The organism is Pseudomonadota bacterium, assembly GCA_022572885.1.
Lineage (GTDB): Bacteria > Pseudomonadota > Gammaproteobacteria > Steroidobacterales > MnTg04 > MnTg04.
This window is the reverse complement of record JACZVC010000053.1, coordinates 1-5,954: the sequence shown is the minus strand read 5'-3', so window position 1 is coordinate 5,954 and position 5,954 is coordinate 1. Positions and strand designations below refer to the sequence as shown.

Annotated in this window: 5 protein-coding genes; all 5 read right to left on the bottom strand. The window is 59.5% G+C overall.

Annotated elements, in window-relative coordinates; genetic code table 11:
• Positions 1-515 (bottom strand): tetratricopeptide repeat protein (locus IIA05_12730; GenBank protein ID MCH9027956.1); only part of this gene is annotated, 515 nt, incomplete at its 3' end.
• Positions 512-2,092 carry an EpsI family protein gene (epsI, locus tag IIA05_12725; protein ID MCH9027955.1) on the bottom strand — a complete coding sequence of 527 codons (1,581 nt, stop codon included), beginning with the start codon at positions 2,090-2,092 and terminating at the stop codon, positions 512-514. The genes IIA05_12730 and epsI, both read right to left, overlap by 4 nt.
• Positions 2,093-2,256: 164 nt before the next feature.
• The gene (gene prsR / locus IIA05_12720; protein MCH9027954.1) at positions 2,257-3,660 is read right to left on the bottom strand and encodes a PEP-CTERM-box response regulator transcription factor; all 1,404 of its coding nucleotides are present in this window, start codon (positions 3,658-3,660) and stop codon (positions 2,257-2,259) included.
• 21 nt (positions 3,661-3,681) lie between these two features.
• Entirely contained in the window at positions 3,682-5,769 is a 2,088-nt protein-coding gene (prsK, locus tag IIA05_12715) for a PEP-CTERM system histidine kinase PrsK (GenBank protein ID MCH9027953.1), read from the bottom strand.
• Between the two features lie 25 nt (positions 5,770-5,794).
• On the bottom strand, positions 5,795-5,954 hold a 160-nt coding region (locus IIA05_12710; GenBank protein ID MCH9027952.1), incomplete at its 5' end, for a sugar transferase.

Genomic DNA, 5,954 nt, shown 5'->3' with positions numbered 1-5,954 from the left:
TCGATTGCCAGTGCCTGCCGGAAAAACGTCTCCGCCTCGATCGAACTGCCCAGACCCAGCAACGCCAGCCCGCGAATTTCCATGGCCTGCGTAGCGCTCAGCCCATCGGTGCCGCCATCGAGATCGAGCGCTTCGAGGATGCCGGCGTGGCCGCCCAGCGTAAGTTGAATTTCATAATGCAGGGCAGTCTGCGCACTGGCTTCCGTGCCCAGATCGAGCGCGACATTCAATTCCTTTTCGGCCGCCAGCGGATCGCCCAGGGCCAGCGATACTCTCGCCAGCAACAACCGCGCTGCGATGTTGTCCGGCGACGATTGCAGGAGATTTTTCAATTCGATGATCGCGGTGACATAGTCGTTATCGGCGACTTTCTGTTGCGCGAGTTCAAGGCGGCTCGCCGGGTCGCGATCGCATGCACCGACGGACAAGAGCAACGCCAGCAAGACGAGCGAGCCCCTTTTTGCGGGACCAGTACTTGTGGGGCCGGTTTTTCCCGGCGCTGTTGTCATATTCATGTCTCTGTTCCCGTTTTTGATTCCGCGCGGATCACGGCGTGTAAGCTCGTTTTGATTTCCTGGTAAATGCCGCCGGCACTGTCCGTCAGCGTTTGTCTTTCTGCCGTACAGTCGCTGGCGCAGACCATGGACAAAGCCACCAGGCCGGTCCCGCTGTCCCCCCACATCGCCTGCCAGCCTTGCCAGAGCTTGGCCTTGGCGGGCGACACCAGGCTCCGCGATCCAGCCTGGTACCAGTACCAGACCAGGCGCTTACCCTGCCTGCTCGATTGCAACACAATTTCCCGCACATTGGCCCGCCCGCCGGCGTGCAACACGATCGATGCGCTGCCAGCCCCCGCGTTTCGCCAGACCGACAGGCCCGCAATGTCATTGCCAAAACCGATCAGTTCCCGGCCCTGCGCCTGGTTCACATACCAGTTGGCATAGACATCGATTTCGATACCGCCTAGCCGGTACGCCATCAGCGTCTCACCGCTGGCCCCCGGATAATGTGGCTGCCAGGACACCGCCGTGGACAACGGGCCATGCCAGCCTGCGACCGCCGGCAATTCAATCGTCACCGGTGTGGCCTGACGCGTCAGCGACTGCCCCCAAACCAGGGCCGGCAGCAGCAACATCACGCAAATACCTGAGATCAGCCCGGGATTGACCCGCATTTGTGTTTGTGCAGCGGCAGGCGTTGCCGGGTTGGGTGGCTTCTTTGTATTGGCCTCGCGCAGCTCGATGGATCTCGCGACATAGAAAAACGGGATCAGCATCAGGCCAAACAACACCCAGCCGAAATAATAGTGATCGACCTTGACCAGGAAGCTCTGCATCTCGGTCAGGTGGCCGACGATGATAATGGTGGACACGCGCAGCCAGTTGGTCAGCAACGCGAACAAGGCCGCGATGCCAATCAGCAAGCCCTTGTTCAAAAACCGCCGATAATACAAATGCCCGTACAAGGCGCTGATCGCCAGCGCAACGATGAAGAAATGCAAGCCGCTGCAGCCACCGGCGATCTCGAATGCACCCGATGGAATCTGCACGGTGTTGCCCTGGATCCAGGCCGGCACGCGAAGCAGATCCAGGATCCCATCGACCACGCTCACGGTAGCTGCCAGCAAAGCGCCGTTGATCAAATCCCAGGCCGGGATCGCGAAATACAAAAACCCGATCGGGAAAACCAGTCGGCGCGCTATTTTCAGTCCGAAGACAGCGGCAACGGTGAGCCAGAGTACGGCCGGCAACATCGCTTCAATGCCTATTGCGACGCTGGCGGCGAACGACAAGGTCCACAGGAACAGCGCAGCCAGCAGCGATGGTATCGCCCACCAGCCTTTTTCCGTTGCGGCGTCGTTGATCGCGTCGCGTTGCCGCCACATCAGCCACAGCGATATCGCGACGATCAGCAAGCCATGCGAATAGGTAAATGAATCCCACCACTTGGGCCACAGGGAAACGAAAGCCGGCGCCATGCCGAGCGAGGCGACGGCGAGACAGACCAGCAGGAGCGGCCAGTTGGCCGGGCCGGAGCTGACGGCAGGCTGACTTGTCACCGATAAATGATTGTCGTCAGCGGTCGCCGGCATTTGTCCATGATCCCAAATATTCGTTTTTTTGTTTCTGTACGGCCATATTCTTATCGTGTAACTCAATAATTCCTTATTTTTTCAATTATTTACAAGGTATTCTATACCTGCTTTGACAGGCGTTGCAGCGCAACCGGCGAGATTCTGCATAACTGTGAACTGCGTCACAGTTTTTCGCCTTTTCGTTTAACAATAAGCTCCTGCTCATTGCTTTTGCCGTTCGCGACCTGGTGGCGGTTGATCAGGTCATACAGCGTCGGCCGCGTGACGCCGAGCAATTCGGCCGCCCTGGCGACATTGCCGCGTGCCACCGCCAGCGCTTTTTGCACCGCGTCTTTTTCGGCCTCTCCACGCACCGCTTTCAGATTCATCATCAGGCCGTCCGGCACAGCCAGGGCCAGATCTTCCGCGGTGATCAGTTTTCCTTCCGCCATCACGCTGGCCGCCTTGATCTTGTTCTGCAACTCGCGAACATTGCCGGGCCACGCGTATGCTTCCATCGCCTGGATCGCGTCCTGGCTGAAGCGGCGGCGGGACCTGCCTTGCTTGACGCTGAACTGCTCCAGCATCAGGTAGGCCAGCGCGGAGATATCGCCGCTGCGGTCTTTGAGCAACGGCAGGTCAATCATCACCTCCGCGATCCGGTAATAAAGGTCCTCGCGAAAGGCGCCGTTGGCTATCATTTCCTGCAGGTCCTGGTTGGTCGCGCAGACTACCCGCACATCCACCGGGATTTCCTTGCGGCCGCCAACGCGTTCGATCACCCGTTCCTGCAAAAAGCGCAGCATCTTGGCTTGCAACGCGGGCGGCATGTCGCCGATTTCATCGAGGAACAAAGTACCGCCCGCAGCCGTTTCAACCTTGCCCACGGTTTGTTTGTGGGCGCCGGTAAACGCGCCTTTTTCGTGGCCGAACAACTCGCTTTCCAGCAGGTTGTCGGGGATCGACGCGCAGTTGATCGCGACGAAAGGCTGTGACTTGCGGTCGCTGAGACCGTGTACCGCACGGGCCAGCAACTCCTTGCCGGTACCGCTGGCGCCGAGAATCAATACCGAGACATCGCTGGGCGCGACTTTCTCGACCATTCTGCAGACCTGCTGCATTTCCTTGCTGACCGCGATTACGCCATCGATCGGCATGCTGCCGCTGGCGTTCAGCAAGCGCCGATTCTGCTGCTCGAGATGCCACATGGAAAATGCCCGTTCGACCAGCAGCTTGAGCACATCGGTATCGACCGGCTTGCGGTAAAAATCGTAAGCCCCAAGGCCTACCGAGCGGACCGCGTTTTCGATGTCGTCATTGCCGGTAACGACGATGACCTTGGTCTCTGGCGAGAGCGTCAGGATTTCTTCCAGCGTCGCGATGCCTTCGCTGACGCCCTCGGCATCCGGTGGCAAACCCAGGTCCTGCAAGACCACGGCAGGTTCGTTGCGCCGCAACTGGGCGATCGCCGATTCACGGTCGTCGGCGAACGACAGCTCGTAGTCTGCGAAACACCACTTGAGCTGTTTCTGCAGCCCCATGTCGTCCTCGACGATCAGCAGTTTGTTTTTTTCATCTTTCGCCATCAGTTCACCCTGTGGTTTTCTTCAGCCGGTACCGGTCAGCGAATCGGCGGCAACGGCTACATTCTTGTCACTGCTTATATCGAGCGGCAGCAGAATTTCAAAACAACTGCCCTTGCCCGGCTCCGAGTACACATTGATCTGCCCGCCCATCGTCCGCGCGTAGTCGCGTACCTGGTAGGCGCCGATGCCCATGCCCCGCGTTCCCTTGGTGCTGTCGAAGGGCTTGAACAATCTTTCGCGGATAAATTCTTCATCCATGCCGCTGCCGCTGTCTTCGACCCGCAGGCAGGCCTGCGACGACTTTTTGAGGATCTGGACGCGCACGCTGCCATCGTCGGCCGTCGCATCCTGGGCGTTGCGGATCAGGTGTTCGAGCATCTGCACGAGGCGAGCGGAGTCCACTTTGACCCGCACGGATCCCGCGTTGCCGATCAACTCGGGGACCGGGCGGCGCTCGTCACAGCGGCGGATCGCCCGCTCGGCGGCTTCGCGCAGCTCCATGCTCTCGACTTGCTCCTGCGGCTCGCCATGGCGTAACTGATCCATCAACCGGTTCATGCGATCCACCGAGTTGGCGACCGTCTCGATCATGTCGTCGACGAATTCCGGGTTGGCCTTGTGTTTTTCGGCGTTACCGACCAGCAGCGACAACTGCGCGACCAGGTTTTTGATGTCGTGCATGATGAAAGCGGTCAGCCGGTGATAAGCGTCGAACTGGCGGCTTTCGGTCAGCCGCTCAACGGCTTCATGGCGGGCGATGTGAGTCGCAAGCTGCCGCCCCGCGGTTTTCAACAAGTCGCGGTCTTCGTAGTCCAGACCCTCGGTCCGTTGCCCGGCATGCAGCACCACGAAACCGGTCAGTTTTTCACCCAGCAGCAAGGGGACGATCAAGGCGGTGCCGGAATCCTTGATCAGGCAACTCGGCATCGCCAGGTTGGCGTAATTTTCCGGGTGTCGCCGCCACTCCTCCATCTCGATGATCCAGTGCCGGTCTTGCAGGAACTCGACGAGGCTGTCGTCCTCATGCAGGGTTTCGAGGATTTCCTCGGTAGCGACGCTGGCACGGCAGTCATAGATCTTCCGGGTTTCGTCGTAGAGCCAGAGACTGCCGCCGTCGCTGCCCACAATATGCGATAACGCGCGCACCGGCATCGCGTACAAGTCGCGGCCGCCCGACTGCGTCGTCATTTCTCCGATCAGCCGCAGCCATTCTTCACGATAATCGAACTTGTTCTTGTAAAAATGCTTGACCAGGAAGACCCGCAGGCGTCCGCGCAACGAGCCGCTGGTCAGCAAGGCCAGCAATATGCCGATGCCGCCGGCGACAAATACGATCTGCACGACGCCGCCCCAGGTCCCGCCGAACAAGCGGATGTAATAAGCGCCGGCCGACATCGCGACCAGGTAGATACCGACCGCGGTCAGGGTCGTGGAATAGAAAACCACGTGCCTGGACACGAACAGTTCCAGCGACAGGTTCGGGTTGCGGCGCACCGCCAGGGCAAGAAACGGCACCAGCATCGCGTTGACCAGGCCGCGCGCGTTCCATGCATCGGTGGAAATGGCCTTGAACAGGAAAGCCTGCGAGTACAGAAACAAGTCGTAAGCGAACAGGCCGCCGATGGCGAACAGGATGTATTTCAGGGCAGGACGAGTTTGTGCCGGCGCGTTGCGATAGATCTGTTCGATCAGGATCAGGCCCATCAGTGCCACGGCAAGGCCGCCGGGCACCATCACCGCCCCGCTCGCATCCGTGGACAAACCCGAGCTTTGCCACCACAGCAACAACGCGATTACCAGTGCGCCCGCCCAGGTGAGATGCGCCAGCCTGCGAGTCAGGCTGGATACGCCCACCGCTGAAGCGAGATTGGACAGGAACATCATCCAGACACCAGCACGCAGAAACTCCGCGGTCACCACACCGGCCAGCGGTATGGTCGGAGTTTTACCCTGCATGGCGATCAGCGTTGCCCAGATGACCGTGACGATACTCGCGCCGATCAACAACCCGCCCTGCAGGCGGCCGCGCCACGAGGTCAGCAGCAGGATCGCGAGGATCCCAAAAAGGACGGCGGCCAATGCGTAACTGACTGTACCGAAGCTGCTCACCGCCTGTCGCTCCGTGCCCTCATGTTCAACGCGCCCCCTTGCCGAGGAACACCACTTCCGCGGTTTGCAGCAGGATCATCAGGTCGAACATCAGGTTGTGGTTTTTTACATAATATAAGTCAAACTGCAGCTTTTCCAGCGCGTCTTTCTTTGATGACCCATAGGGATAACAAAGTTGCGCCCAG